General features: G+C 44.4%; 24 protein-coding genes and 2 pseudogenes. 19 read left to right on the top strand and 7 right to left on the bottom strand.

Annotated elements, in window-relative coordinates:
- Positions 1-6 precede the first annotated feature (6 nt).
- Genes glmU through ribBA form a run of 6 tightly spaced genes read right to left on the bottom strand, consistent with a single transcriptional unit; the run spans position 7 to position 4,888 of the window.
- On the bottom strand, positions 7-1,371 hold the full coding sequence (gene glmU, locus DPG01_RS05720; RefSeq protein WP_110974455.1) for a bifunctional UDP-N-acetylglucosamine diphosphorylase/glucosamine-1-phosphate N-acetyltransferase GlmU: 1,365 nt from the start codon (positions 1,369-1,371) through the stop codon (positions 7-9).
- Positions 1,372-1,391: 20 nt separating this feature from the next.
- Positions 1,392-1,913, bottom strand: a complete 522-nt coding sequence (locus tag DPG01_RS05725; RefSeq protein ID WP_110974456.1) for a phosphatidylglycerophosphatase A — start codon at positions 1,911-1,913, stop codon at positions 1,392-1,394.
- The gene (thiL, locus tag DPG01_RS05730) at positions 1,891-2,808 is read right to left on the bottom strand and encodes a thiamine-phosphate kinase (protein WP_110974457.1); all 918 of its coding nucleotides are present in this window, start codon (positions 2,806-2,808) and stop codon (positions 1,891-1,893) included. Before thiL ends, DPG01_RS05725 begins: the two co-directional genes overlap by 23 nt.
- A gap of 12 nt (positions 2,809-2,820) precedes the next feature.
- Positions 2,821-3,276: a transcription antitermination factor NusB gene (nusB, locus tag DPG01_RS05735; protein ID WP_058952409.1), complete on the bottom strand. Its 456-nt coding sequence runs from the start codon at positions 3,274-3,276 to the stop codon at positions 2,821-2,823.
- A gap of 4 nt (positions 3,277-3,280) precedes the next feature.
- Positions 3,281-3,751, bottom strand: coding sequence for a 6,7-dimethyl-8-ribityllumazine synthase (ribE, locus tag DPG01_RS05740; RefSeq protein WP_004684294.1), 471 nt, complete (start codon positions 3,749-3,751; stop codon positions 3,281-3,283).
- Positions 3,752-3,769: 18 nt separating this feature from the next.
- Positions 3,770-4,888, bottom strand: coding sequence for a bifunctional 3,4-dihydroxy-2-butanone-4-phosphate synthase/GTP cyclohydrolase II (ribBA, locus tag DPG01_RS05745; RefSeq protein ID WP_110974458.1), 1,119 nt, complete (start codon positions 4,886-4,888; stop codon positions 3,770-3,772).
- Between the two features lie 507 nt (positions 4,889-5,395).
- Between ribBA and DPG01_RS05750 the strand changes: the two genes are divergently transcribed.
- Entirely contained in the window at positions 5,396-6,790 is a 1,395-nt protein-coding gene (locus tag DPG01_RS05750; RefSeq protein ID WP_110974459.1) for a methylenetetrahydrofolate reductase C-terminal domain-containing protein, read from the top strand.
- A gap of 2 nt (positions 6,791-6,792) precedes the next feature.
- Here the strand turns inward: DPG01_RS05750 and DPG01_RS05755 are convergent, their stop codons facing one another.
- Entirely contained in the window at positions 6,793-7,458 is a 666-nt protein-coding gene (locus DPG01_RS05755) for an epoxyqueuosine reductase QueH (RefSeq protein WP_086210688.1), read from the bottom strand.
- Between the two features lie 372 nt (positions 7,459-7,830).
- Between DPG01_RS05755 and DPG01_RS19005 the strand changes: the two genes are divergently transcribed.
- The 18 genes and pseudogenes from DPG01_RS19005 to DPG01_RS05835 all read left to right on the top strand — a co-directional run bounded on the left by DPG01_RS19005 (position 7,831) and on the right by DPG01_RS05835 (position 26,321).
- Complete coding sequence (locus DPG01_RS19005; RefSeq protein ID WP_265733404.1) at positions 7,831-7,953, top strand: hypothetical protein; 123 nt, start codon at positions 7,831-7,833, stop codon at positions 7,951-7,953.
- A 575-nt stretch (positions 7,954-8,528) separates the two neighbouring features.
- Entirely contained in the window at positions 8,529-9,446 is a 918-nt protein-coding gene (locus DPG01_RS05760; protein ID WP_058952405.1) for a LysR family transcriptional regulator, read from the top strand.
- 240 nt (positions 9,447-9,686) lie between these two features.
- Positions 9,687-10,815 (top strand): annotated as a pseudogene (fruB, locus tag DPG01_RS19060) (fused PTS fructose transporter subunit IIA/HPr protein); the annotation flags it as partial.
- Between the two features lie 86 nt (positions 10,816-10,901).
- Positions 10,902-12,551: pseudogene (ptsP, locus tag DPG01_RS19065) on the top strand (phosphoenolpyruvate--protein phosphotransferase); the annotation flags it as partial.
- 7 nt (positions 12,552-12,558) lie between these two features.
- A complete protein-coding gene (pfkB, locus tag DPG01_RS05770) occupies positions 12,559-13,491 on the top strand; it encodes a 1-phosphofructokinase (RefSeq protein WP_086210687.1) in 933 nt (310 codons plus the stop codon).
- A gap of 4 nt (positions 13,492-13,495) precedes the next feature.
- The gene (locus tag DPG01_RS05775) at positions 13,496-15,205 is read left to right on the top strand and encodes a fructose-specific PTS transporter subunit EIIC (RefSeq protein WP_110974460.1); all 1,710 of its coding nucleotides are present in this window, start codon (positions 13,496-13,498) and stop codon (positions 15,203-15,205) included.
- Positions 15,206-15,505: 300 nt separating this feature from the next.
- Positions 15,506-16,126, top strand: a complete 621-nt coding sequence (locus DPG01_RS05780; protein WP_110974477.1) for a beta-ketoacyl synthase chain length factor — start codon at positions 15,506-15,508, stop codon at positions 16,124-16,126.
- Positions 16,120-16,932: a lysophospholipid acyltransferase family protein gene (locus tag DPG01_RS05785; protein ID WP_110974461.1), complete on the top strand. Its 813-nt coding sequence runs from the start codon at positions 16,120-16,122 to the stop codon at positions 16,930-16,932. Before DPG01_RS05780 ends, DPG01_RS05785 begins: the two co-directional genes overlap by 7 nt.
- Positions 16,916-17,176 carry a phosphopantetheine-binding protein gene (locus tag DPG01_RS05790; RefSeq protein ID WP_068909365.1) on the top strand — a complete coding sequence of 87 codons (261 nt, stop codon included), beginning with the start codon at positions 16,916-16,918 and terminating at the stop codon, positions 17,174-17,176. Before DPG01_RS05785 ends, DPG01_RS05790 begins: the two co-directional genes overlap by 17 nt.
- Before the next feature lie 9 nt (positions 17,177-17,185).
- A complete protein-coding gene (locus DPG01_RS05795; protein WP_058868645.1) occupies positions 17,186-17,434 on the top strand; it encodes an acyl carrier protein in 249 nt (82 codons plus the stop codon).
- A complete protein-coding gene (locus DPG01_RS05800) occupies positions 17,431-17,985 on the top strand; it encodes a septation protein IspZ (RefSeq protein ID WP_086210682.1) in 555 nt (184 codons plus the stop codon). Before DPG01_RS05795 ends, DPG01_RS05800 begins: the two co-directional genes overlap by 4 nt.
- Before the next feature lie 78 nt (positions 17,986-18,063).
- Entirely contained in the window at positions 18,064-19,725 is a 1,662-nt protein-coding gene (locus tag DPG01_RS05805) for an AMP-binding protein (RefSeq protein ID WP_110974462.1), read from the top strand.
- Between the two features lie 14 nt (positions 19,726-19,739).
- Positions 19,740-20,474, top strand: coding sequence for a glycosyltransferase family 2 protein (locus tag DPG01_RS05810; RefSeq protein WP_110974463.1), 735 nt, complete (start codon positions 19,740-19,742; stop codon positions 20,472-20,474).
- A gap of 17 nt (positions 20,475-20,491) precedes the next feature.
- Positions 20,492-21,406, top strand: coding sequence for an acyltransferase (locus tag DPG01_RS05815; RefSeq protein WP_110974464.1), 915 nt, complete (start codon positions 20,492-20,494; stop codon positions 21,404-21,406).
- Positions 21,407-21,411: 5 nt separating this feature from the next.
- On the top strand, positions 21,412-22,944 hold the full coding sequence (locus DPG01_RS05820; RefSeq protein ID WP_110974465.1) for an HAL/PAL/TAL family ammonia-lyase: 1,533 nt from the start codon (positions 21,412-21,414) through the stop codon (positions 22,942-22,944).
- A 9-nt stretch (positions 22,945-22,953) separates the two neighbouring features.
- Positions 22,954-23,373, top strand: a complete 420-nt coding sequence (locus DPG01_RS05825) for an acyl-CoA thioesterase (RefSeq protein ID WP_005012597.1) — start codon at positions 22,954-22,956, stop codon at positions 23,371-23,373.
- A 58-nt stretch (positions 23,374-23,431) separates the two neighbouring features.
- Positions 23,432-24,022, top strand: coding sequence for an outer membrane lipoprotein carrier protein LolA (locus DPG01_RS05830; RefSeq protein ID WP_228156967.1), 591 nt, complete (start codon positions 23,432-23,434; stop codon positions 24,020-24,022).
- Positions 23,997-26,321, top strand: a complete 2,325-nt coding sequence (locus DPG01_RS05835) for an MMPL family transporter (RefSeq protein WP_110974466.1) — start codon at positions 23,997-23,999, stop codon at positions 26,319-26,321. Before DPG01_RS05830 ends, DPG01_RS05835 begins: the two co-directional genes overlap by 26 nt.
- Positions 26,322-26,333 lie beyond the last annotated feature (12 nt).

A 26,333-nucleotide genomic window follows, 5' to 3' on the forward strand; every position in this document is an offset into this window, starting at 1 on the left:
TTCCTCTTATTTCTTGATCTTTTGCGGACGTTGGTAGTTTTCTTTCGTAAACTGCTTAGAACGTTCTACCGCTAAACTATTTTCTTCGACATCGCGGGTGATGGTTGAGCCAGCCCCGACAGTTGCGCCGTTGCCAATGGTGACTGGGGCAACCAAAGCACTATTTGAACCAATAAAGGCATGATCGCCAATGATGGTTTTAAATTTGTTTGCACCATCATAGTTGCAGGTAATGGTTCCTGCACCAATATTAGAGCCACTGCCCACTTCAGCATCACCCAAATAAGTAAAGTGGTTGGCTTTAGACCCGACACCGACCGTTGAGTTTTTGACTTCTACAAAGTTGCCAATATGCACTTCAGCCGCGAGTTTGGCACCTGGGCGTAAACGGGCAAAAGGTCCAATCTGCGCATCTTCACCGACAATAGCTTGATCAAAAATACTATAAGGCTGAACTTTGGTGCCTGCCGCGATTTTGGTATTTTTAATGATGCAGCCTGCGCCAATTTCTACATGGTCACCGAATTCACATTCGCCTTCAATGATGACATTGATATCAATGCGCACATCTTGTCCAACGACTAAGTTACCACGAAGATCAAAGCGACTAGGATCAATTAAATGCACACCTTGTTGCATGAGTTTTTTAGCTAGATTTGCTTGGAACTGGCGTTCTAAAGCTGCCAGCTGAATACGGTCATTGACCCCTTCAACTTCGAAGGCTTGTTCAGGCTCAACTGAGGCAACGGTCAAACCATCAGCCAATGCCATTGCCACAATATCTGTCAGGTAATATTCGCCTTGCGCATTGTTATTGCTGAGTTTGGGTAACCATTCGTGCAATTTGGCATTGCTCACACAGTAAATGCCGGTATTAAACTCTTTGATTTGGCGCTGTTGCTCTGTTGCATCTTTATGTTCAACAATCGCCTGAATCTGACCATTCTCACGGACGATACGACCATAGCCTGTTGCATCATCCACAGTGAGTGTGACTAAGCCGATACCAGTTTGGCTCGATGCATCTAATAGTTTTTGTAGCGTATTCTGGCTAATGCAAGGCACATCACCAGAGAGAATGAGGGAAATACCATCTTGAGGTAAAACGGGCAGGGTCATTTGTACCGCATGCCCAGTACCGAGTTGTTCTGCTTGTTCAACCCATTTAATGTCTTGATCTGCAAAAGCTGATTGAACCCGATCGCCACCGTGACCATAGATCGTAATGATGTTTTCAGCGTGGATTTTTTTTGCTGTTTCAATCACATGACCGAGTAAAGGACGCCCTGCAAGTGGTTGTAGCACTTTGGGTAACGTCGAACGCATACGCGTTCCTTTACCTGCAGCAAGAATAATAACAGTCGTTGACATGTTCTAATCCTAAAAATGGCCTAGGCCACGGTGAAATAAAAATAAAGCCCAATACAAAGTGCGGCCCAAAGACCAGCAATAATGTCATCAAGCATGATGCCGAAACCACCATCGACTTTTTGGTCAATGACATGAATTGGCCAGGGTTTCCATACGTCAAATAAGCGGAATAAGGCAAAACCAAACAACAGCCAGAGCCAATTCATTTGCCCTAAATACAGTACAGGCAAGAAAGTGATGGATTGGCCTGCAAATTCATCCCATACGATACGTCCATCATCATGTACCCCCATGACTTTGGCGGTATGGTCGCAAATATAAATACCGATCAGAGACATGAAGATGATGGCAATAATGGTGTTGGATAAGCCAATTGCAAGCCAGATTGGGACGAACAGCAGTGCAAAGGCTGAACCAAATGTTCCTGGTGCTTTGGGTGCTAGTCCTGAGCCAAAACCTACACCGCAAAACACGATGAAACGGTCGTACCCAGACATCTGACGAAAGAGGATAGGAGGCTTATGCAAAGTGTTGATATCCAGTAAATTGCAATGAATGGTCTAAGCCATTTTGTTGAAAACGTAGACCGCTTTGAGCGTCAACTTTTCCAATCACGTTGATCTTAGTATGGTTTTGTTGTTGCAAAAGTTTTTCATAATTCTGCGGACTTATTGTAAAGCATAATTCATAGTCATCGCCACCCGCCAAAGCATATTGCCATTGTTGTTCTCGTGTTAAATCTTGTAGAGCGGTGTTGATGGGCAGTTGATCAAGTTGTAGGGTCGCACCGACATTTGATGCCTTTAAGATATGACCTAAGTCTTGTGCTAAGCCATCGGACACATCAATCATACTATGTGCCAAGCCTTTGAGTACTTGGCCCAGTTCACAGCGTGGGGTGGGGTAGTCCAAACGTTGTTGCAGAGGGTGACCCAAGTGTTGCAGTGCGAAGGCGGCATCACCAATCGTACCACTAACACAAATTAAATCACCCACTTGAGCGGCGGAGCGGGTGACGGCTTGGCCGATATCGACCCAGCCCAGTGCAGTCACTGAAATGGTCAGATGTGGGCTTTGGGTGGTGTCTCCACCAATTAAACTCACGCCAAATTGATCGCAACAATCATATAAACCCTGACTAAAGCCTTTAAGCCAGTCATGATCAATTTGGGGTAAGCTCAAGGCCAGTAAAATACTCTGAGGTTTCGCGCCCATTGCGGCGATATCAGATAAATTGACCGCGACAGATTTCCAGCCAATCGCATGAGGACGGGTATCAAGCGGGAAGTGACGTCCAGCAACGAGAGTATCGGCACAGATGACCAATTGTTGCTGTGGAGGAGGGGTGAGCAAGGCTGAGTCGTCACCGACGCCTAAATCGACAGAATAAGGACTCTTACGATTAAAATAGCTATCAATGATCGAAAACTCAGCCATACAACAAATCTACTACTGTGAGTTCGCTTGTTGCTTTTCTGCTGCACGTAAAGTTGTTGCTAAACGATCTAATACACCATTGATGTATTTATGGCTGTCTGCACCGCCAAAGTGTTTAGCAAGCTCGATTGCTTCGTCTAAAACCACACGATATGGAATTTCAAGATGTTCCTTGAGTTCATATGCGCCTAAACGAAGGGTCGCAAGTTCAACGCCGTCAAGCGCAGAAACGTCGCGATCAAGCACAGGGATTAAGAGCGCATCCAATGCTTCATGATTGGCAACCACTTGGGTTAACAATTCATGATAATAGCTCAGATCCACTTTGTGCATGGCATTTTCCACACGCGTACGTGCTTCAATCTCATGGACTGGATTGTGGCTCATTTGCCATTCGTAAATTCCTTGTACAGCAAAGCGACGTGCTTTACGTTTTGCTGCATAAGTTGCTTGCAATGTTTGCGACATAGCGTTAAATAGCCTTTAACAAGTTAACCATTTCAATTGCAGTAAGAGCAGCTTCGCCACCTTTATTACCTGCTTTTGTACCCGAGCGTTCAATCGCTTGTTCGATACTATCCGTAGTCAATACACCATTAATCACTGGAAGACCAGATTCTAGGCCAACCACGCCTAAACCTTTGGCACATTCACCTGCAACAAAGTCGAAGTGAGGTGTGCTACCACGAATCACAGCACCCAGTGCAATGATGGCATCGAAGCGTTCAGATGCCACTAATTTTTTAGCCACGACAGGAAGTTCCCACGCGCCTGGTGCATGAACAACAGTGATATTATCCTCTGATACACCATGACGTTTCAATGTATCAATTGCACCTTCTAATAGATGTTCGACAACAAAACTATTAAAACGACCCACTAAAATCGCATAACGGCCTTCGCTAGCGAGATGTAACATACCTTCAATACGGCGAATTGCCATAGCAACCTCGATGATTTTTTAAGTTGTTTGATGTGCGGTGATATATTCCACCACTTCTAAATTAAACCCAGAGAGTGCATTAAAGCGTAAAGGTGAGCTTAAAAGCTTCATCTTTTCTACGCCTAAATCACGTAAAATTTGTGCGCCAACCCCAATGGTTTGGTACTGCTGAGATAAAGCAGCATTGGATTTGGTTGGTTTTGGTGCGGTAAGGCTGTCTAAGGCTGGGCCTAGGTCTTGTAAGTGACGTTGACCAATCCAAACCAAAACACCCCGATCGCTACTTGCGATTTCTTGCAGCGCTTTGTCGAGATTCCATGCTGGCTCGCCGTCCTTTTTATTGAACTTAAGCAAGTCACGAACAGGGTTGAAACCATGAACACGAACGGTGGTTACCCCTTCTTTTTTCGGTTCACCTTTCACCAAAGCCAAGTGAATATCTGGATTGCCCAATTCGCGGTAACGATATAAGTCAAAAGTCCCATATTCGGTATCAATGCTTTGCTGATCAATCCGTTCAACCGTTTGTTCATTGGTCATACGGTAGTGAATCAGATCCGCGATGGTGCCAATTTTTAAACCATGCTTTTCAGCAAAAATTTCAAGATCGGCACGACGCGCCATTGTGCCATCTTCATTGATGATTTCACAGATGACTGATGCAGGCTCTAAACCCGCTAGGCGAGATAAATCACAACCTGCTTCGGTATGCCCAGCACGGTGCAGTACACCGCCAGGCTGCGCCATCAATGGGAAAATATGACCCGGTTGAACGATGTCTGATGGTTTGGCATGTGCCGCTACAGCCGTTTGAATGGTATGCGCACGTTCCGCAGGTGAAATCCCTGTAGAAATACCTTCTGCCGCTTCAATTGAAAGCGTGAAGTTGGTGCCATGTTGTGCGCCATTGGCATCGACCATTAATGGAAGATTCAATTGTTTACAGCGATCACGGCTGAGCGTTAAGCACACCAAACCACGGGCATGGGTGATCATAAAGTTGATGTCTTCTGCGCGAACATGGGTCGCTGCAATAACTAAATCACCTTCATTTTCACGATCTTCGTCATCCATCAGGATGACCATCTTACCTGCACGGATATCTGCAACTAGCTCTTCAACAGTATTGAGCGGCATCAACCTTCACCTTCATTGTTGTCGTCATGGACGACGTATCATTTGTTTTCATTGGCACATAGTTTAAGCTTTTTTCAGGCTTTTGCCTATGCGCGAATCATTTCCCTGAGTTGTCCATTGTTATACACAGTCAATCTCAGCTTGAAAAGAGACCTTTATTTTAAAAAGCCGAAAAGTGCTTAGTCTTTAAACAATTGAAAAGCATAAAAAAGAACAATCTTATCGAAAATAAGTCAATCGGCGTAGTAAATAAGGGGACTAGACAAATGTTGTGTTGGTACTGGTGTGTCGTTGAGCGCTCAAGTCATTCTTTTTTGCATTTGAGCATCAGTTTAATTCGAGATGGACACGGCAATTGCGTAATCCGATCAGGGGGCACTCATCGGGTAGAGGGTGAGTTAACGAAATATTAAATGTGCCGTAGTGAATAATCAGACGATTCGTCATCTCTTTTTGATTTGTACTATAATTCTTCTTTTTTTAATCCTCTGGATTATTTCTCCTGTGATGTCCTTACTTGCTCAATATTTTGCACAGCAACAATTTTGCGTATTGGTTGAATACTTAAGCGTGCAGCAAGCCCAATCGCCTGTCAAAACTCAATTTGCAGGTTTTCCTGTGGCTATGACGCTGGCCGATCGGGTACATGCGGATGACGATGAAGCGCCTTTAATGGTCGCCAAGCAGTATCCACAAGCGATTGAAAAAGTCATTCACTTTTCGGGGAAAGCGCGTGATATACAGGACTTTGAACAGTTTTTGCAAGATGCAAAAATACAGGGTCAAAAGAACCTGTTGCTCTTAACGGGTGATAAATTAAAACAGCACCACTACAGCCATGACTTAGAGCCACGGACACGTTATTTGGAGTCTGTGAATGCTGTCATGGAAGCCAAACGCCAAGGTGGTTTTCATATTGGTGTGGCGTTTAATCCGTTTAAATATGCGGAAGCGGAAAAAGAGGCACAATATCTGAAACTGCATAAAAAGATGAAAGCAGGGGCGGATTATGTGATTACCCAGTTGGGCTATGACATGGCTGCTTTACAGGATGCGCATGCATTTTTAGCGCAACATCAGTATGCACAGAAAATTTTAGCCTGCGTTATGCCACTGACCTTGGCGCGGGCCAAGTTTATGCTGAATCATAAAGTAGCCGGCATTGTGATCACCCCGCATATATTGAAGGTGTTGCAGCAGGAAAAAGAACAGGGTTTAAGTGATCGCGTTTATGTGCGCTGCGCATTACAGATTCTCATGTGTCGACATTTGGGCTTTGCGGGGGTGCATTTATCGGCTTGCCATCAGCCTGAAGAACAAATGTTGTTGGAACGCTATATTGAAGAATATCGGCACTTGAGTTTTGCTGAGTGTGAACGACTTTGGAATACGCTTTGGCAGGTGCAAACAGGTACAGAGTTTCATCCGCAGCTGACTTATTATTCACGGCCTGCGACCTCTAGTCAGATCATTAAATACCAACATCTGCATCTGATGCACGATGCTTTATTTGAATCTAAACTGGCTAAAGGAGTAGGGCGGTTTATTTTTAATTTTAATGTTTGGGATCGAACGAAAGCCAACAATGCATTACTGAAAACGGAACATTTGAGTAAGCATGCGGTGGTGGGCTGTGAGAGTTGTGGTCAATGCCGTTTAGGCGAGACCCTGTACATTTGCCCAGAAACTTGCCCCAAAGGCTTGGCTAATGGGCCTTGTGGTGGAACCAGCTTAGACCGCTGTGAATTTGGTGACCGTGAATGCATTCATTCCGTCAAAGCACGCTTAGCCAAAGCGGTTGGACAAACAGCGATTTTAAAAGAAAAGCTGATTCCGACCGTGTCGATTGCGGTACGTGGAACCAGCTCTTGGAAAAATTGGTATGTGGAGTCTGCGAACTAAAATCAGCTGTCCTGATCCATAGCATTGGAATAGAACTTTTCTCCGAGTTTGATGCGCTCACGGCCTTGGCTCATGCGCCAGCGGTTGCTATCCCGCAGTGAATACACACAACCACAGTATTCTTGTTGATAAAATTCTTCACGTTTGCTGATGTCTAGCATGCGTACCGCACCGCCATGTTTGCGCCAGTTATAGTCCCAGTACTGAATGCCTGCATAATGTGAAGCAGAACGGTGTCCGCATTCATTGATCTGTTGCATATTCTTCCAACGGGAAATGCCGAGAGAGCTACTGATTAGGCTAAAGCCATGTTCTGCCGCATATAACGCCGTTCGTTCAAACCGCATATCAAAACACATGGTACAACGGATGCCTTTCTCTGGCTCATTTTCCATCCCTTTGGCACGTGCAAACCAGTTGTCTGTATCGTAATCACAGTCAATAAATGGAATATGATGTTTTTCTGCAAAGCGAATATTTTCTTCTTTACGAATTAGATATTCTTTCACGGGGTGAATATTGGGATTGTAAAAAAAGATGGAAAAATTGATACCTGATTCAATCAGGGTTTCCATGACTTCACCTGAACAAGGTGCACAGCAGGAATGCAGGAGCAGCTTGTCATGACCTGTGGGGAGGGTAAGTTTCTGACGTTCGAGCTTCGACATATTGAATGGTTATATATTTAAACCAGACAGTTTAAAACGTCTAAAAGACAGATCAATCCAGATTGGGTGAAGAATTCTCAGGATGAGCTGATGAATTTTCATGATCAAAAGCGGGTTGAGTCGATGATTAAGATATGCACTTAGCCTTGTAATGGATATAGAGAGAACATTTGAGAGGCCTAAACTTGCATAATGGATCGAGATTCGTCATCATTTACACAAAGGGTGTTTAACAGTTGTGTTAGATAGGTATTCGTTGAAGGCGGGCCACTTCAACAGCAAGAAAGAGAGTATCTAACAGTGCTGCATTTTTTTACTACGCCTTCCAATAAGGAATTGGAGTGTCGTCATAATTTCCAATTTGAAACTGATATGCGTTTGATCCAACGCTGTAAATTTCTTGAAGATCAAGATGAGAAAAAAGCCATTCAACATCTTTTAAAAGAACGTGGTTATACTAAAGCTGAGATTTTAAAACTCACGATTGATAGTTAAGTTAAGATTGAAAAGAGCTTCCAAAATAGGAAGCTTTTTTGTTTTTGCATGCCTTGTTTTGTATCTCGTTAGTTTGAGATACAAACGACTTTTGCTCCCTGCTTACATGATGCTTCACGTGGAACATCAAAAACCAAGGCTGAGGCAAATAATGTAGTGTGCTTTAGTTGATCGAAGGTGTTTGAAAACATCAGCTTTATATAAATGAGATGAATATTACTCAGGTATACAATAGGGAGGGTTGAGCTTAACCCATAAGAAGTGTTTAGCTGTGGTTTTTAACTTGTAGTTGATCGTGCCAATCATTTTCTTTACTTGTTTGAGAGTTGCTTTCATGTCTAAAACAGGCTTCAGCAGTAAATTGTGGCTTGCATCTCTGGGTTGTTGATCGTGTGCTGATTATATTTACATACCGTGTAGGGCGGTAAAATTTTTGTTATAGACAGCATGATTTAAAATTAAATAATGAAATAAATTAATAAGTTTAATCTAAAGGTGAAAAATATTAAGTATTAGGCGTGATTATCAGTTAAGCTATACCGTATCTATTAAAATTAAACCTTGAGTTGCGCCAGATGTTAGAACTCCGCCATTTAAAAACTTTAACCGCCTTAAGAGAGCATGGCTCATTGGTCGCTGCTGCAGGGGATTTGTGTTTAACCCCTTCAGCACTATCGCACCAGTTGCGTGAGCTTGATCAATGGTTTGGTGTGGAGGTGGTGAATCGTCGCAGTCGCCCTGTTAGTTTTTCGAATGTTGGACAGCGTCTATTAAAGTTAGCGGATGAGGTGTTACCACAGGTACAAATTGCACAAAGCGACATTACCCGTATCGTACATGGGCAAACAGGACGCATTACCTTTTCTTCTGAGTGTCATAGTTGTTTTGATTGGTTAATGCCGTTGTTAAATCAATATCGTCAGCAATATCCTGATGTTGATTTGGACTTTGCTTCAGGCTTTGAGGCGAACCCGCATGAATTATTACAGACGGGCGAATTTGACCTATTGATTACAGCCGATCCGATTGCATTAAAAGGGGTAGAATATTTCCCAATTTTTGAGTACGAGTCACGTTTGGTCTTATCCAATACCCATCCTTTGGTTCGCGCTAAAGAGATTACTGTACAAGAGCTTGCCGAAGAGACTCTTATTACCTATCCAGTTGATAAACATCGTTTGGATATTATGTCGCGTCTGTTTATTCCAGCCAATATTCTGCCAAAACAAATCCGTACCACCGATCTGACTCAAATGCTGATCCAGTTGGTGGCCAGTGGTCGTGGTATTGGTGCGTTGCCAGACTGGGTAGTGAATGAATATGAACAAAAAGGCTGGGTGACTTCACGTCGTTTGGACTGTGTAGCACCTGAAGGTTTGCGTCGTACTCTCTACGCTGGATATCGTACTGAAGAAAAAGAAAAAGACTATTTTGAAGGCTTTTTAAAGCAGCTCGATAAATTTGCCAAAAAAAGAGCGCAATACTATATCTAGTTGAAAAATAAAAAGAGGAGGAACATATTTCCTTCTCTTTTTTTAACTATTCTTAACTATTTATAATTTATGAAAATTTTTCTTCATAAAATATTAAACCTTTATTCACGATAACAATCATTTAAATGATTGACTAAAATATACAGATTTTCGGGTAAATCCTGAGTAGAATTCGACTTTTATTTTTTCTCCAGTAAAAAAGGCATGGCTTCTCACTATGCTGCTTTGCAAGGACGTTTTATGCTCGCGCTAGATATACAACATGTTCGAATGAAACAACACGCCACTGATAAGGCACAAGCGTTGCAATGTCTAGTCGATATCTTAGTCGAAGACCAATTGGTTACCCCTGATTATATTCATGGCTTGACCGCGCGCGAACAACAAAGTGCAACGTATTTAGGGCAAGGAATTGCCATTCCGCATGGGACACCTCAGTCGCGCCAATCTATTTTAAAAACAGGTATTCGTCTGGCGCACTTTCCTGAAGGAATTGTTTGGGACGGTGAAAATAAAATTTATTTAGCGGTGGTGATTGCTGCGAAATCAGATGAGCATTTGCAAGTCTTACAAGTTTTGACACGGGCTTTAATTAACGAGGTCGCTGACCAAGTGAAACAGGCTCAATCTGCAGAGCAAATTATTGCATTATTACAAGCCCAACCAGCATCTTTGGCATTGCATGAAAATTTAATCGCCACTCAAGTTCCCGCACTAGATGTAGAGGATTTGATTTGGCAGGCAACACAGCTGCTGAAACAGCAAAAAATGGTGGAGTGTGGTTTTCTGTCGGGTTTAAACCTAAAAAGCATGATTCATTTAGGGGAGGGGGTCTGGTCGATCACTTCGAACCAGCATGTTTTGAGCCCAGCTGTAAGTTTGGTAAAAGCGGAACAGGTTTTAAGCCATCAGCAGGAAATGCTCAAGACTTTGGTGTGTATTGCCAGTAATGAGCAACTGGATATGCCACGGTTTCAACAATTAATGGATATTTTGTTTGATACTGAACAAGTTCATACCCTCAACCAAGAGCAAGATAGTCACCAGTTGGCGCAGTTAATTGGTGCTGAACTGATTCCTGATTGGCCATCTCGTCGTATTGTCTTAGCCAACGCTCATGGACTACATGCGCGTCCCGCGACACACTTGGTCAATATGACCAAGAAATTTGCAGGGGATATTCTCGTTGCTGTAGATGAGGGGGCTTACGTTTCGGCAAAAAGTTTAACCAAATTATTAGCCATGGGATGCCGTCGTGGTCAAACTCTGACTTTTATTGCACAACCTGATACCGATGCTGTAGCAGGCTTAGAACAGATTATTGATGCAGTTCAACAGGGCTTAGGAGAAGAGGTTGAAGCTATTGACCTTGTATCTCATCAGCACAGCAGTAGTGACCCAGTCGGAAATACCTTGGAATTACTGCGTTTTGAATCACATGGCGATACGGGGAGCTGCGGTATTGCAGCATCAACTGGCCTTGCTTTTGGTCCTGCACATGTGGTGAAGCCACGTGAATTTAGCTATGAACGTCTAGGACAGAGCTTTAAAGCTGAGAATGAAAAGCTTGAAATTGCGCTTCATCAGGTGAAAAACAGCTTACGTCAATTCATTGCACATACTGAATCTACCGCCATTAAGCAGATTTTCATGGCACATTTGGAAATGCTGGATGACCCAGACCTCATCCAAAGTGTGCAACGCGGTTTAAAACAAGGGTTGTCTGCTGCGGCGGCTTGGCATGAGCATATTGAAGTGGCTGCGACTGCGCAGGCTGCACTTAGTGATCATTTACTGGCAGAGCGTGCGGCTGATTTGAGAGATATTGGTGAGCGTGTTTTGGCTGCTTTGTGCGGTGTTGCTGAGGTCACAGAACCCGAGCAACCTTATATCTTAATCATGCATGATGTTGGTCCAAGTGATGTTGCTCGTCTGAATAAAGACCGGGTTGCAGGTATTTTGACTGCGGTTGGTGGGGCGAGTGCCCATAGTGCTATTGTGGCACGTGCTTTGGCTATTCCAGCGGTCGTAGGTGCGGGTGCAACTGTTTTAAGTATTGAGAACCATGCCACCGTGCTGATTAATGGGGATACAGGTGAGTATGTGGTCTCACCAGAGCCAAGCCAGATTGATCATGCTATTGCAGAGCGCCAACGCCAGCGTGAGTTACGAGAACAAGCGGAACAGCACTGTTTAGAACCTGCCATCACACTGGATCAACATCAAGTTGAAATTGCAGCCAATATTGGCAAAGTGGGCGCTACGATACAGGCTGTGGCAGATGGGGCAGAAGCAATTGGTTTGCTACGCACAGAATTGGTCTTTATGTCACACAGCAGTGCGCCTGATGAGGCTACACAGGAAGCCGATTATCGGGTGGTGTTAGATGCTTTGGCGGGTCGTCCATTGGTGGTACGTACACTTGATGTGGGTGGGGACAAACCTTTGCCGTATTTGCCTATTGAAAAAGAAGAAAATCCATTCTTGGGCTTACGTGGTATTCGTCTGACTTTACGTAAGCCAGAATTGTTACGTCAGCAATTGGTTGCTTTACTTAAAGCGGCGGATAATCGCCCATTAAGGATTATGTTTCCTATGATTGGGCGGGTTGAAGAATGGCGAGCAGCAAAAGCGATTTTGGATGAGGTTCGCATACAGCATCCATGTGAAAACTTACAAGTCGGTATTATGATAGAGGTTCCTGCGGCAGCATTGTTGGCTCCGATTCTTGCTCAAGAAGTTGATTTTTTTAGTATTGGAACCAATGACTTGACTCAATATACTCTGGCGATTGACCGTGGTCATCCGCTGTTGTCTGCTGAAGCTGATGGCTTACATCCGAGTATTTTGTTATTGATTGATCAGACTGTTCGGGCAGCACATCAGCATGGTAAATGGGTGGGCATTTGTGGTGAATTGGCTGCTGACCCAAAAGCTGTGCCTGTATTGATGGGCTTGGGCGTGGATGAGTTGAGTATGTCGAGTACCAGTATTCCATTGGTGAAGGCGCAAATTCGTGGTTTGAACTATATAAATTGCCAACAGGTCGCACAGCAAGCCTTAAGTTGTGACAGTGCAACCGCCGTACGTGCATTGGTGGAGTAATTACCGAATGGCTAAGATATTAAGCATTACCCTGAATCCTGCAATTGACCTCACCGTGCAATTGGATCAACTAAAAATTGGCGAGGTCAATCGTCAGTTAACGGCCCAAAGCCATGCAGCAGGTAAAGGCTTAAACGTGGCACAGGTCCTTAAGGATTTGGGACATGAACTGATTGTGAGTGGCTTTTTGGGGCAAGAAAACCGTCAAATTTTTGACCATCATATCCAGCAAGAGCAATTTGATAACCAATTTATTTATGTTGCAGGTGAAACACGACAAAACATTAAAGTTGCAGAAGCCTCTGGTCAGATGACAGACATCAATGGCAAGGGCTTTTTTGTGGATACCACCGCAAAACAACAGCTACGTGAGCGCTTATCACAACTGATTTTTGCAGTGGATGCGATTGTGATTGCAGGTAGTTTGCCACAAGGTTTTTCTGCAGAAGAGCTTTCAACGCTGATTATATGGTTACAGTCTGAGGGTAAAAAAGTCGCAGTGGATACCAGTGGTATTGCATTGAAAGCGGCAATTGCTGCCCATCCTTGGTTGATTAAGCCCAATACGGATGAGTTGACGGAAACTTACCATTTGCCAGCAGAAACTTTTGCAGAACAACAGCACCTTTTTGCCCGTTTAAATAGTCAGATAGAACACATTGTGGTCTCGATGGGTGAAAACGGGGTGAACTGGCTTCACCGCACACAATCCCTGCATGCTACTGCACCGAAGGTCAGCGTCCAAAGTACGGTGGGTGCAGGAGATTCCTTAGTGGCAGGGATGATTCATGGCTTGTTGAGTTCAACTTCCCCAGAAGAAACATTGAAAACAGCAACCGCAATTGCGAGCAATGCCGTGACCCAAATAGGGTTTGCCCTTCCAGAATTTGCTGTTATTGAAGATTTGAAATCGCAAATCTCAGTCCAATCATTGAGTTAATACGATGCAAGAGATAAAACATATTCTATTTGTGCCACATAGTCCCGAGCAGCCGATTAATGCAGTGATTTTGGCCAAAAAATTGTCCAAAGCAGCAACAGCACTTGGTATTTCCAATCATGTAGCGACGTCAGTCGAACATCTCGATTTATCAAATGCTATTGATACGGTTGTTTTTGTGGGACAGAAGTCGACAGATACAGATCAACTGCGTGACAAAGTTGTGAAAGTCATTCGTTTGGGTGCCGCACAACATGATGCGACCATACTTTTGCAACAAGTCTTTGAGTATTCAGATGCTGTAGATGAACCTATTGCAGACAATGCTGAGGTTACACGGTTTGTCGCAATTACAGCATGTCCAACTGGTGTTGCACATACGTTTATGGCGGCCGAAGCCTTGCAACAAGGTGCAGTAAAGCATGGTTATCAGATTGATGTTGAAACCCAAGGTTCGGTTGGGGCTAAAAATATTTTATCGGCAGAATGTATTGCCAATGCAGATGTGGTGATCTTAGCAACGGATATTGAGGTCAATACCGATCGCTTTGTAGGCAAACGTGTATATCGCTGCGGTACGGGATTTGCCCTTAAGCAAACCGATAAGACTTTTGCAAATGCAATTGCTGAAGCCAAAGTGCTTGAAACGGGTAAGCAAACAGCCACCAAGACAGAAAGTGAAAACAAAGAAAAAGCTGGAATTTATAAACACCTTTTAACGGGGGTGTCTTTCATGCTGCCGATGGTGGTGGCGGGCGGTTTGATCATTGCGATCTCGTTTATGTTTGGCCTCAATCCTGTTGAAGGGAGCTTTGCAGCATCCTTAAAACAAATAGGCGCTGCAGCATTTACCCTCATGGTGCCTATGCTGGCAGGTTACATTGCCTATTCTATTGCGGATCGTCCGGGTTTAACTCCCGGTTTGATTGGAGGCTTGCTTGCAACACAATTAGAGGCAGGCTTTCTCGGTGGCTTAGTTGCAGGTTTTATTGCAGGTTATATTGCGTTATTTTTATCGAAACAATTAAAACTCCCAAGTAGCCTAGAAGCCTTAAAACCAATTTTGATTATTCCACTATTAGCCAGTTTAGCTGTTGGTTTAATCATGATTTATGTGGTTGGGCAGCCTGTTGCACAATTGTTTGAATTACTTACACACTTCCTTGCCAATATGGGTACGACCAATGCCATGATCATGGGGATTATTCTTGGGAGTATGATGTGTATTGATGTAGGGGGGCCAATTAATAAAGCCGCTTATGCGTTTACAGTAGGCTTACTGACGTCACAAACATACGGACCGATGGCGATTACCATGGCCGCGGGTATGGTACCGCCATTGGGTATGGCAATTGCAACTTTTCTGGCAAAGCATAAATTTGCCAAACCTGAGCAAGATGCAGGGAAGGCTGCTGTGGTCCTTGGCCTATGTTTTATTTCGGAAGGAGCTATTCCGTTTGCAGCCAAAGATCCGATTCGAGTGCTTCCATGTACGATCGCAGGTGGTGCTGTAACGGGGGCTTTGGTTGCATTGTTTAAATGTGAATTGGTCACTCCGCACGGCGGTGTAATGGTGCTGATCATTCCGAATGCGATGAATTATCCATTAAAATATTTATTGGCGATTGCGATTGGAAGCGTGGTGACTGGTGTAGCTTATGCCGTAATCAAACGTCGTTTGCCACAAACTGAGCCCGTCATTGCTCAAGCTTAATGAAGATCCTTTCTTTTTAAGCCTTTGGTTTGCCAATAGATATAATCAAAGGCTTATGGTGCGATCTTTTAAAATGATACAACGTGTAGGTTAAATGTAGTCCATGTTACGTGGGGATACTAAAAATCCGCCAATTTAGAGGTATTGATAAAAAAAGCGGCAATTTTTTATTGATAAGTGAATGGTATTTCACATTTTTATTTTTGAAAACAACGTGGTTTTGTTATTTTTTGTGAAAAATTTGGCTCGGTGCTATAATTACGCGCCTGATAATTTGTCAACTTTTAAACACTGATCATGATGATGCAACTCCACGTATCCCGCTTGAATATGAGCTTGGTTGATCAAGAATTATCAGCTATAGAACACATTCCTGCGATGCAACGCCGACGCTTATCGCGTCTGGCAAAGCTGGCTTTGAATAGTGCCATGCAGACTTTAGACACCCACGATGTCGATTATATTGTTTGGGTGTCACAATACGGTGATGAAGCAAAAACACTGAATATTTTAAAAGATGTGTTAAGCGAGCAAACCCCTTCACCGACTCAATTTTCAACGTCGGTACATAATGCAATTTCAGGTTTATATTCCATTTTATGTCAGGATGCGACACCTGCGACCAGTTTGGCAGGCTCGTGGAATGACGGGTTGATTGAAGCCTATGCGTGGTTAAAAACACAGCCCAAAGCCCGTCAGGTTTTGCTGGTGTATTATGATGAAGCTTTGCCGGACATTTATATCGAGCATCAACCATTTGCTGCTTTTGCGATGGCAGCGATCATTTCATTGGCACCTGCCAATTTGATGTTGACGCCAAAGCATACAGATTCAACACCAGCGTATCAGCAGGCTTTAGCATTTAACACATTTTGGAATAATCCTGAGCAAACTGAATCTGAAGCGTGGACGAAATGCTGAAATTAAATCGGATCAAGCAAAAAGCCAACTATGTCTGGCGCGTTGGTGCGACAGGGTTTAGTTTTGCCAGTTTTGGCTTAGGCGGCGTGGCGATTGGCGGTTTGATTGCACCAATGGTTAAGCTGAGTTCAGCAGATCCAGAAGTTCGAAAGCAGCGCACTCAAAAAGTCATTAAGCATAGTTTTAAAGGTTTTACCGAGATGATGGTGAAACTGGGCATCATGACCTATACAGTTGAAGGCTTAGACAAACTACAACACAGCCAGCAGGAGTTGGTGATTGCCAATCATCCGACACTGATTGACGTGGTGGTTTTAATTGGTTTAATGGAACAAGCAAACTGCGTGGTCAAGCAGGCGCTGTGGTCGAACCCATTTACCAAAGGCCCTGTGCAAAGTGCAGGCTATATTTTAAATGCAGGTTCTGAACAATTTATTCAGGACTGCGTACACAAATTACAACAGGATCATGCGGCGTCCTTGTTAATCTTTCCTGAAGGGACGCGGACAGCAAAAGGTGAGCAGCTGAATGACTTTCAGCGTGGTGCGGCCAATATTGCCTTACGTGCAGGTGTGCCGATTCGTCCTGTGCTGATTACCTGTACGCCATCGACCCTGACCAAAAATGAAAAGTGGTATCACATTCCAGAACAGCCTTTTCATATCCATGTGAAAGTGTTAGATGCGATCCGAGTGGAAGACGTATTGGATGATGTAACGGTCAATCCCAAAAATGTACGTCAATTAAATCAACAATTACAGTGGTTTTTTAACCAAGAGTTATCCGTAAATGAGCAATCTTGCTGATGAATTAAAGCAAATGATTATTGATGTCCTTGCCCTTGAAGACATCCATATTGAAGACATTGATACAGATGCACCTTTGTTTGGTGATGGTCTGGGTTTGGACTCGATTGATGCCCTTGAATTAGGCTTGGCATTGAAAAAACGTTATGGCATTCATTTGAATGCAGAGTCTGCAGAAACCAAAGAACATTTTAAATCAATTCAAAGCTTAGTGGCTTTGGTTGAAGCACAGAAAACAGCATAAGAGGTTGCTATGCTTGCACAAGAAACCGTGTTAGAAAAATTACGTGAATGGATGGAAGAGCTGTTTGAAATTGCGCCTGAAGATGTGCAATTAGAGTCAAACCTAGCTTCAGACCTCGATGTTGACAGTATTGATGCCATTGATTTGGTGGTAAAAATTAAAGAGTTGACAGGCAAACAAGTCAACCCTGAAGACTTTAAAAATGTGCGCACCGTAGAAGATGTGGTGGTCGTCATTCAGAATATGTCAGTTGCATGAACAACATCTTAAAAGGGGTAGCAGGGATCGGATTGATCCTCTATCCTTTTTTTGTGGCTTATGCTTTGGCACATGGACAGTATGTCTGGGTCAGTGCTGTATTGATTGCACTGGGCATTTTACGTCTCTTGAGTAAGGGCAATGCCCTGCTGTGGCCATTGACAGGTTTTGCCATTTTATGTGGCGGGCTGAGTTTGATTTTAAAAGATCATGCGTGGCTTAAACTCTATCCTGTCTTTATGAGTCTTGGGGCGCTGTTTATTTTTGCCAGCACCTTGATTCGACCGCCTTCAATGATTGAACGTTTTGCACGTTTGGCAGAGCCTAATCTGCCCGAAGAAGGAGTAGAATGGACCCGTCAAGTGACCAAAGTTTGGTGTGGTTTTTTTTGCATCAATGCGGTCATTGCCCTGATCACTGTTTTCTTTGCACCGATGAAGATTTGGGTGCTATATAACGGTTTGATCTCTTATGTCTTGATGGGTGGACTGTTACTGGGTGAGTTTGTGTTGCGTAAACGCCAGCAACGACTGCATCAGGCACAGAAATAACAGCATTTCCGTCAGGGCAGCTGAAACAGTGGCCTCGAACTATAGCGATTAGAAATACGGTTTTTAAAAACAAATTTTATGTCTTGTCATTTTCAACACCATCTCCATTCATCGCGTCCCTTGTGTATTCAGGCGGACTCAAGTTTTGTGTCCTTTCACACTTTTTGGTTGGATGTAGCTGTACAGGCTACGCAAATTCAGCAGTTGGAACAGCCAGTATGGGCGCTTTGGGAACAAGATAGTTATGAGTTTTTGGTATTGTTGTTTGCAGCCTTGCAAGCAGGTAAGCAAGTGCTGTTGCCGCCGCATCGGGTCAGCGACTTAGAAAAAGAATTGGCTGAACAGCAGATTTATTTTTTAAAACGTTTGCCGTCGACAGCCACGTCAACCTTTGAGCTTCAATTTGATGCTGCCTTTCTCAATCAGGCACAGCTGTATTTTTATACTTCGGGTTCAACAGGGCAGCCGAAAAAGATTCCGCGCACCTTGCAACAATTGTTCAATGAAGTCTGTGGTTTAGAAGCCAGTTTTGATTTGCCTGAGCAGGCAGTTGCGATTGCCACGGTGAGTCATCAACATATTTATGGTTTGTTGTTCAAGCTGTTGTGGCCCTTAGCCAGTGGACGTAGTTTCTACCAAAAACAACAGGCTTTCCCTGAAGATGTGGTTGATCTTCAAAAGAAAATTGCCCATCTGCAACTGCCCAATTATCTGATTTCAAGTCCTGCATTGTTGAAGCGCTGGACCACAGATGTGGTGTTGCAAGACTGCCATCGGGTCTATTCCTCTGGCGGAAAGTTGGATGCAGGTGTGCGTCCTTTGCTGAACCGTCCCATTACCGAAGTGTTTGGTAGTTCTGAAACAGGCGGGATTGCTCACCGTCAGACAGATGATGCACTATGGACACCCTTTGCCAATGTCGAAATTAACTGCGCCGAGCAGCAAGAGTTAGCCGTTAAAACCAACCATGCCTATAGCGAGGATTGGATTCTGACGGGAGATAAAGTGCAGGTTATGGATGCAGATAATCTCAAAAGTTCGTTTCAGTTGTTGGGGCGCTTGGACCGCATTGTCAAACTTGAAGAAAAGCGGTTAAGTCTCGATGCGATTGAAGCAAAAATCGCTGAGTTGGCAGAAATACAGCAGTGCCATGTTTTAATTCATGAAAAAGAACAGCGTCAGATGTTGGCGGTGGTGGCAGTGTTAACGGATGATGCAAGGGTGCTGCTCATTGAAAAGGGCAAAGCCGTACTCACCGCACAACTGAAAAAACACTTACAACTGAAATTGGAAAGTATCGCAATTCCACGGCAATGGCGGTTTTTAACGCAAATGCCACAAAATGCACAATCGAAGCTGAACAAACAGTATTTAAAATCACTCTTTCAGCCGATGACTCTGCCTGTGGTATTGACACAGCAGTCACAGGATATGCAGATCAGTTATGCTTTGGAGTTTGTGCCTGAGCTGGAATGCTTTAAAGGGCATTTTCCGAACTTCCCGATTTATCCGGGCGTAGGGCAAATTGGATTTATTCTACATTTTGCCAAACAAAACTGGGCAGATTTACTGTGGTGCAATGGTTTTGAGCAGTTAAAATTTCAAGGACTGATCCAACCCTATCAAACGCTGGAACTGGTGCTCAGCCGTAAAGCACATAAGATCAGTTTTGAGCTGAAAAATCATGACAAAATATTGGCATCAGGACGTTTGCTGTTTGCTGTCCCTGTAGACGTTTAAGCCGAGAGACAAAAATGAAACACTGCTTTGTGATTCCTGTGTATAACCATCCGCATTATTTGGCTGCGTTACTGTCACATTTAAGCGCTTTTGAGTTACCCATTATTATGGTGAATGATGGCAGTGATGCTGATTGTACAACAGTGTTACATCAGCTTGCGCAGGACTACCCAAGGGTCGATTTGGTTGAACATACCCACAATCAAGGGAAGGGGCAGGCGGTGATCACGGGTCTCAAGCATGCCTTTCAATGTGGCTATAGCCATGCTTTGCAACTGGATGCGGATGGACAACATGATTGGCAGGATGTGCAACGCTTTTTAGACACCTCTATCCAGCATCCCGAAGCCATGATTATTGGTCAGCCGATCTTTGATGCGACTGTTCCAAAAAAACGTCTCTATGGCCGTTATGCCACCCATATTTGGGTGTGGATTAACAGTCTGTCTTTTGAGATTAAAGACAGCATGTGTGGCTTTCGTGTTTATCCTTTGGCGCAGACGGTGAACATTCTAAATACAGCCAAGTTTCAACCGCGGATGGGCTTTGACTCGGAAATTTTGGTGCGTTTGAAATGGGATAATGTGCCGTTTATCAATTTGCCCACGCATGTCGTTTACCCTGAAGGTGGCATTTCACATTTTGATGTTTGGCGTGACAATTTGGGCATGGCGCGCGCGCATAGTCGCTTGTTAGGTGGCATGCTGCTGCGGTTCCCCAAACTGATTTATCAGAAAGTTAAAGGCTAAGGCGGTCAGAGAAGCATATGCAGAAATGGAGCGCCGTGAAAGAGCGGGGCGGGATGTTGCCGCTGATGCTGATGCTGGGTTTCTACCGTTTGGGTGGGCGCTGGCTGTGTCGGGTCATCTTGTACTTTGTGATTTTATGGTACTGGCTCTTTTCCAATACCGCGCGTCAGGCTTCTCTGTTGTACTTAAAAAAACTGCATCATTTTGCAGGTGCACAGTCACCGTTTCAGGCTGAGCCGCAGCTTTGGCATAGCTATACGCATTTGATGCAATTTGGCGAATGTATTTTAGATAAAATTGAAGGTTGGCTTGGGCATATTCCTGAACAGAACTTAAAGCTACATGGTCATGCGCACTTTCGCTCGCACTATCAAAAAGGTGCGGTGATTGTGGTGTCGCACTTTGGCAATATTGAATTGTTGCGCGCCGTCAAAGCAGAGCATCCGCAGAAAATTAATGTGTTGGTCTATCAAAAACATGCCACCAAATTCAATGCATTTTTAAAAAAGCTGAATGAACATGCCGATGTCAATTTGGTTTCGGTGGATGAGTTGGGAATTGAAACAGCACTGATTTTACAGGATAAGTTGGATCAAGGTGAATGGGTGATTGTGGCTGCAGACCGCGTACCTGTGCAGTCAGATCGGGTACAATCGGTTGCGTTTTTAGGTGAGCAGGCGCTGTGGCCACAGGGCGCATGGATTTTGGCCAGTTTGTTGAAAGCTCCTGTGCTAGCTGTGTTTTGCTATCGAGTCGATACACATTTTGAAGTGCATATCCATCAAGTCGCGGAGCAGTTAAACTGGCCACGTAAAGAGCGTTTACAGGCCATGCAACAGACCACACGACAGTATGTGGAGCTGTTGGAACAGCATTGCATACGCGCACCCTATCAATGGTTTAATTTTTATAATTTTTGGAATAAAGGATAAGTCTTGTGTTAATTGTTGGGGAAACTCTGCTCAGTATTGAAGATGTTGTGGCTGTAGCGCGTAAAGAAAAACAGGTGGCATTACCTACCTCTGCTGAATGGACAGCATTGATTCAACGCGGCGCAGATTTCCTCGATCAGCTGTTGCAAGACGAAGGCGTCATTTATGGCGTGACCACGGGTTATGGCGACTCGTGCTTGGTTGAAATTCCAGCCCACCAAGTGCATGAGCTGCCGCTACATTTGTCGCGTTTTCATGGCTGTGGCATGGGGCAAAACTTAGACTTAATGACCGCACGTGCTGTCGTGGTGGTGCGTTTATGTTCTTTGGCGCGCGGCTATTCGGGTGTTTCGCATGCCTTGTTACAGCGTTTGGTCTGGATGCTGAATGAAGATGTCATTCCTGTGATTCCCTCAGAAGGTTCGGTGGGTGCCAGTGGGGACTTGACGCCTTTGTCTTATATCGCTGGGGCCTTGGTCGGTGAGCGCGATGTGTACTATCAAGACCAGATCGTACCGATTGCACAAGTGTATGCCGAAAAAGGTTTGGAGCCTTTGGTGATGCGTCCTAAAGAAGGCTTAGCCCTGATGAATGGTACAGCGGTTATGACCGCGATTGCCTGTCTGAATTATAAAAAAGCCGAACAGATTTCTTTTGCCAGTACTTTGATTACTGCCCTGAATGTCTTGGCTTTAGAAGGGAATCCAAGCCATTTTGATGAAGTCTTGTTTGCGCAGAAACCACATCCGGGACAGCAACATATTGCAGCTCAGTTACGCGACTGGTTAAACAGTGAAGTGCAGACTGAACACCAAAGTTCACGTCTGCAAGACCGTTATTCACTGCGCTGTGCACCGCATGTGATTGGGGTGTTTGAAGATTCTAAAGTCTGGTTGTGTCAGTTTATTGAAAATGAGCTGAATTCAAGTAACGACAACCCATTGATTGATCCAGTGAATCTGCGGGTACTGCATGGTGGACATTTCTATGGCGGACATATTGCCCAAGCCATGGACAGCCTGAAAATTATGATCGCGAATATTGCCGACTTGATGGATCGTCAGTTGGCACAGTTGGTCGACTATAAAATGAATAATGGTTTGCCACGTAATTTAACGGGTTCCAGTGTTGAGCGTTTACCGCTGAATCATGGCTTTAAAGCGGTGCAAATTGGGGTTTCGGCATGGACCGCAGAAGCCTTAAAACAGACGCTCGCAGCGTCGATTTTCTCACGCTCAACGGAATGTCATAATCAAGACAAAGTCAGTATGGGCACCATTGCTGCGCGTGATGCCAGTCGAGTGATTACCCTGACTGAACAAGTGATTGCGGCTCTCAGCTGTGCAGCTGTTCAGGCGGTCAAACTCAAAGGGGTAGATACAGAACTCAGCCCTGTTTTAACAGCATTTCAACACTGGGTGCTTCAGAGCTTCACCTATGTAGCGGAAGATCGTCCTTTGCAACAAGAGCTTCAGGCATTGGTTCATCGCTTGGAGCATTTAGAACTGTTAGACAGCATTGCTGTTCAATATTCATAGGAAATGAGCATGCATGCTGATGTAATCATTGAAGTGCCTTTTCATGATGTCGACACCATGAATGTGGTGTGGCACGGGCATTATTTAAAATATTTTGAAATTGCGCGCTGCAAATTGCTGGATCAATTTCACTATAACTATAACCAAATGCGTGACTCGGGCTATGCATGGCCGGTGATTGAAAGTCATGTGCGTTATGTACAAGGCATTGAGTTTGAGCAAAAAATTCGTGTGCGCGCCGTTTTGAAAGAATGGGAAAATCGTTTAAAAATCGAATATCTGATTTTCGATGCAGTTTCGGGCAGAAAGCTGACCAAGGGCTATACCTCGCAAGTGGCGGTACACATTGAAAAACGTGAAATGTGCTTCCAGTCGCCACAGGTGTTGCTGGACTGTTTAAATGCATGGCCTGAATTTAAAGCGGAGTAATGCAAGCATGATTCGATACAAATTTTTTAAGCCGATTTTGGTTGCGTGTACAGCCAGTATGATGACACTGCTTGCTCCCACAGTGAATGCACAAAATACTGAATTGAAGCAGGTGTTTGCTCAGCTCGGTGCAACGCCTGTGGTGCGTGCCCAATTTGAGCAGCAGAAAAAACTGGCCTCTTTGAATAAAACCTATGTGTCCAAAGGCACGGTACTGTTCAGCAAAAACCAAGGCGTGCTGTGGCAGATTCAAAGTCCAGTCAAAGCCGATTTGGTGGTGACACCGCGTAAGCTGGTACAAAAGACGCAGCGCACGTCCAGTCAAATTGAAGTCGATAAGACTCCTTATGGCTCTGTAGCGACGATGTTTTTACAGTTGATGTCGGGCAATGAAGCGGCACTCGCTAAAAACTTTAATGTGGTGTCTGCCAATTACAGTCCGACGCAGTGGAATGTCAGCTTAACGCCGAAAAGCAGTCTATTTAAAAAGCTTTTTGTCCAAGTCGATGCGCAAGGTCAGCGTTATGTGGACCGTATTACGATTTTGGAACAAGCCAATAATCGCACCATCATTCGTTTTAGCCAGCAAACGGCTCAACCTCAAACTTTAACGGCTGCGGAAAATGCGCTTTTCCAATTGGCAAAATAAATTTAGCGCTCTGTGGTTGTTGGTGCTGTGTGTCATTGCTTTGGCACTGGGCGTGGCTTGGCTGAATAAAGGCATCAAGATTGAGACCAATATTTTTGCTTTGTTGCCTGAAGCCCATCAAGATGCTCATCTGGAACAAGCACAGCAATATGTCAGTCAGCAGTTAAATGACAAAGTTTTTGTGGTGCTGGATGCCAAAACAGATCAGCAACTCGAACAGGCAACGCAAGCACTCAAAACCCAAGCCGACCACAGTCAGCTGTTTTTACCTGTTCGTTCACAGCTTGATCCTGATCAATTTGCCCAAGCGCTGTATCAGCACAAAGCAGGACTATTATCCAAGACAGATCAACAGATTGTGCAAGGGCAGGATACTGCTGCATTGATGGAGCAAGGCTTATTACAACTGATGAGTCCGGGGATGCCAATCACGGCTGAAATGTTGAAGCAAGATCCCTTGCTGCTGTTCCCACGCTATGCAGTGGGTTTAAGCGCCTTACAAAGCAATGCCGATATCAATTTAGAGCAGGGCTTTGCGACCATTCGTGATGAGCAGGGCATCTCGCGCCTGATGGTGCTTCAGCTCAATAGCAGTCCCTATAACATTGCCTACCAAGAGCAGACTGCTGCATTTATTCAGAATATCAATCGGCAGCTCAACCAGTTGCAGGTTAAACCACACTGGACAGGCACACTGTTGTTTGCACAGTTCGGCACCAATTCTGCCAAAGAGGAAATCTCGACTATTGGCGTGGGTTCGACCATCGGGATTTTACTGCTGGTCTGGTTTGGCTTCCGTTCAATACGACCGATGCTAACGGAAATAGTCGCGGTCGGCACAGGCAGTCTGGTGGCCTTTGCAGTGACGTATTGGGTTTTCGGCGAAATTCACCTAATGACACTGGTCTTTGGCGCCAGTCTGATAGGGGTCTGTGTCGATTTTTCATTTTACTTTATGGCCATGCAGTCTCAGCATCGACAGGTGGATGGATTTGCAGTTCTACGGCCATTATTGCCAAGCCTATTTGTGGGTTTGATGACCACATTGTTGGCTTATGTAGTGCTGAGTTTTACCCCATTTCCGGGTTTTAAGCAGATTGCGGTCTTTTCCATGGTTGGACTGAGCGCCGCATGGGTGACCAGTATTTTATTGCTGCCACGTTTGCCTGCGTTGAATGCGGAACCTGCTATAGGTGCTTTGGGCTTTATTGGCAAAGCACGCAGTTATGTGCAGAGTCGAAATACGCTACGTTATGGCATGATTGCACTGATTCTACTCGTGATGGGTAGTAGTCTCGCCTTGCTGAAAAGCAATGATGACATCCGTAATTTACAAAGTATGGATGCCACTTTAAAGCAGGAAGATCAATATATTCGTTCACGTTTTATGCAACAGCAAAGCAGTGAATACTTTGTGGTACAGGGCAGAACCCCAGCAGAGTTGGAGCAGCGCGAACAGCAACTACTGGCAGAGCTTGCGCCCTTGCAACAGGCTGGCAAGTTGGATGCTGTACAAGCTTTAGGGCAGTGGATTCCCTCACTTGAGCAGCAAAAACACAATATTGTGATGTTACAGGCGATTCCTCAGCCCGCTTTGGTGGAATATGCGCAAGCGTTACAGCTCAATACCGCCGATATTTTAAACTGGCAAGCGCATTTAAAAGACCAGCCGTTGCTGACCGAAGCCATCTTTAAAGATCATCCTCTGCATTTTTTGCAGATGAGTCCGACACAACGTTTGGTGATGCTGCAAAATGTGCATGATGTCAAAGCTGTGCAACAGCTTGAAAATGCTGATGTACAACTGTTACGTCCCGTTCATCAACTGTCTGAATTGTTTAAACAGCACCGTGAGCAGGCACAGTGGCTATTACTCAGCGCTTTGGTGATTTTAGCCATTGGCTTAGGGGCACTATATGGCAAAAAATCCATTCTGCCTTTGGTGTTGCCTGTCAGCATGGCCTTAATGACCACGTTTGCGATTCAAGCATGGCTGGGTGTCGAGATTAATTTATTCAGCATTATGGGTACCTTCCTGATTATTGGAATAGGGGTGGACTATGCGATTTTCTACCGCCACGGACATGATCACCCGCAGGTGGTGGGCATGGCTTTATTCCTGTGCATGATGTCGACGTTCTTTAGTTTTGGTTTGTTGTCCTTTAGTCATACCTATGCCATTCACAGTTTTGGCTTAACAGTGTTGCTGGGCGTTATTTTTTCATTTATTTATGCCACACTTTTTACATCCTCCGATGCAAAACATGTGGTGGTTCAACAATATCAGCCAAAGAGCTGAGTCAAAGGGTAC

It is taken from the genome of Acinetobacter sp. WCHAc060042 (genome assembly GCF_003231195.1).
Lineage (GTDB): Bacteria > Pseudomonadota > Gammaproteobacteria > Pseudomonadales > Moraxellaceae > Acinetobacter.

What these genes read in the sequence shown, in the direction of transcription:
- DPG01_RS05800 (WP_086210682.1), top strand. Translation starts at nt 17,431, where the DNA reads ATGAACAACATCTTAAAAGGGGTAGCAGGGATCGGATTGATCCTCTAT.
- DPG01_RS05825 (WP_005012597.1), top strand. Translation starts at nt 22,954, where the DNA reads ATGCATGCTGATGTAATCATTGAAGTGCCTTTTCATGATGTCGACACC.
- DPG01_RS05830 (WP_228156967.1), top strand. Translation starts at nt 23,432, where the DNA reads ATGATGACACTGCTTGCTCCCACAGTGAATGCACAAAATACTGAATTG.
- DPG01_RS05790 (WP_068909365.1), top strand. Translation starts at nt 16,916, where the DNA reads ATGAGCAATCTTGCTGATGAATTAAAGCAAATGATTATTGATGTCCTT.
- nusB (WP_058952409.1), bottom strand. Translation starts at nt 3,276, where the DNA reads ATGTCGCAAACATTGCAAGCAACTTATGCAGCAAAACGTAAAGCACGT.
- ribBA (WP_110974458.1), bottom strand. Translation starts at nt 4,888, where the DNA reads ATGCCGCTCAATACTGTTGAAGAGCTAGTTGCAGATATCCGTGCAGGT.
- DPG01_RS05775 (WP_110974460.1), top strand. Translation starts at nt 13,496, where the DNA reads ATGCAAGAGATAAAACATATTCTATTTGTGCCACATAGTCCCGAGCAG.
- DPG01_RS05780 (WP_110974477.1), top strand. Translation starts at nt 15,506, where the DNA reads ATGATGCAACTCCACGTATCCCGCTTGAATATGAGCTTGGTTGATCAA.
- DPG01_RS05805 (WP_110974462.1), top strand. Translation starts at nt 18,064, where the DNA reads ATGTCTTGTCATTTTCAACACCATCTCCATTCATCGCGTCCCTTGTGT.
- DPG01_RS05785 (WP_110974461.1), top strand. Translation starts at nt 16,120, where the DNA reads ATGCTGAAATTAAATCGGATCAAGCAAAAAGCCAACTATGTCTGGCGC.
- thiL (WP_110974457.1), bottom strand. Translation starts at nt 2,808, where the DNA reads ATGGCTGAGTTTTCGATCATTGATAGCTATTTTAATCGTAAGAGTCCT.
- DPG01_RS05760 (WP_058952405.1), top strand. Translation starts at nt 8,529, where the DNA reads ATGTTAGAACTCCGCCATTTAAAAACTTTAACCGCCTTAAGAGAGCAT.
- DPG01_RS05795 (WP_058868645.1), top strand. Translation starts at nt 17,186, where the DNA reads ATGCTTGCACAAGAAACCGTGTTAGAAAAATTACGTGAATGGATGGAA.
- DPG01_RS05750 (WP_110974459.1), top strand. Translation starts at nt 5,396, where the DNA reads ATGTCCTTACTTGCTCAATATTTTGCACAGCAACAATTTTGCGTATTG.
- DPG01_RS19005 (WP_265733404.1), top strand. Translation starts at nt 7,831, where the DNA reads ATGCGTTTGATCCAACGCTGTAAATTTCTTGAAGATCAAGATGAGAAA.
- DPG01_RS05810 (WP_110974463.1), top strand. Translation starts at nt 19,740, where the DNA reads ATGAAACACTGCTTTGTGATTCCTGTGTATAACCATCCGCATTATTTG.
- glmU (WP_110974455.1), bottom strand. Translation starts at nt 1,371, where the DNA reads ATGTCAACGACTGTTATTATTCTTGCTGCAGGTAAAGGAACGCGTATG.
- DPG01_RS05815 (WP_110974464.1), top strand. Translation starts at nt 20,492, where the DNA reads ATGCAGAAATGGAGCGCCGTGAAAGAGCGGGGCGGGATGTTGCCGCTG.
- ribE (WP_004684294.1), bottom strand. Translation starts at nt 3,751, where the DNA reads ATGGCAATTCGCCGTATTGAAGGTATGTTACATCTCGCTAGCGAAGGC.
- DPG01_RS05755 (WP_086210688.1), bottom strand. Translation starts at nt 7,458, where the DNA reads ATGTCGAAGCTCGAACGTCAGAAACTTACCCTCCCCACAGGTCATGAC.
- pfkB (WP_086210687.1), top strand. Translation starts at nt 12,559, where the DNA reads ATGGCTAAGATATTAAGCATTACCCTGAATCCTGCAATTGACCTCACC.
- DPG01_RS05835 (WP_110974466.1), top strand. Translation starts at nt 23,997, where the DNA reads ATGCGCTTTTCCAATTGGCAAAATAAATTTAGCGCTCTGTGGTTGTTG.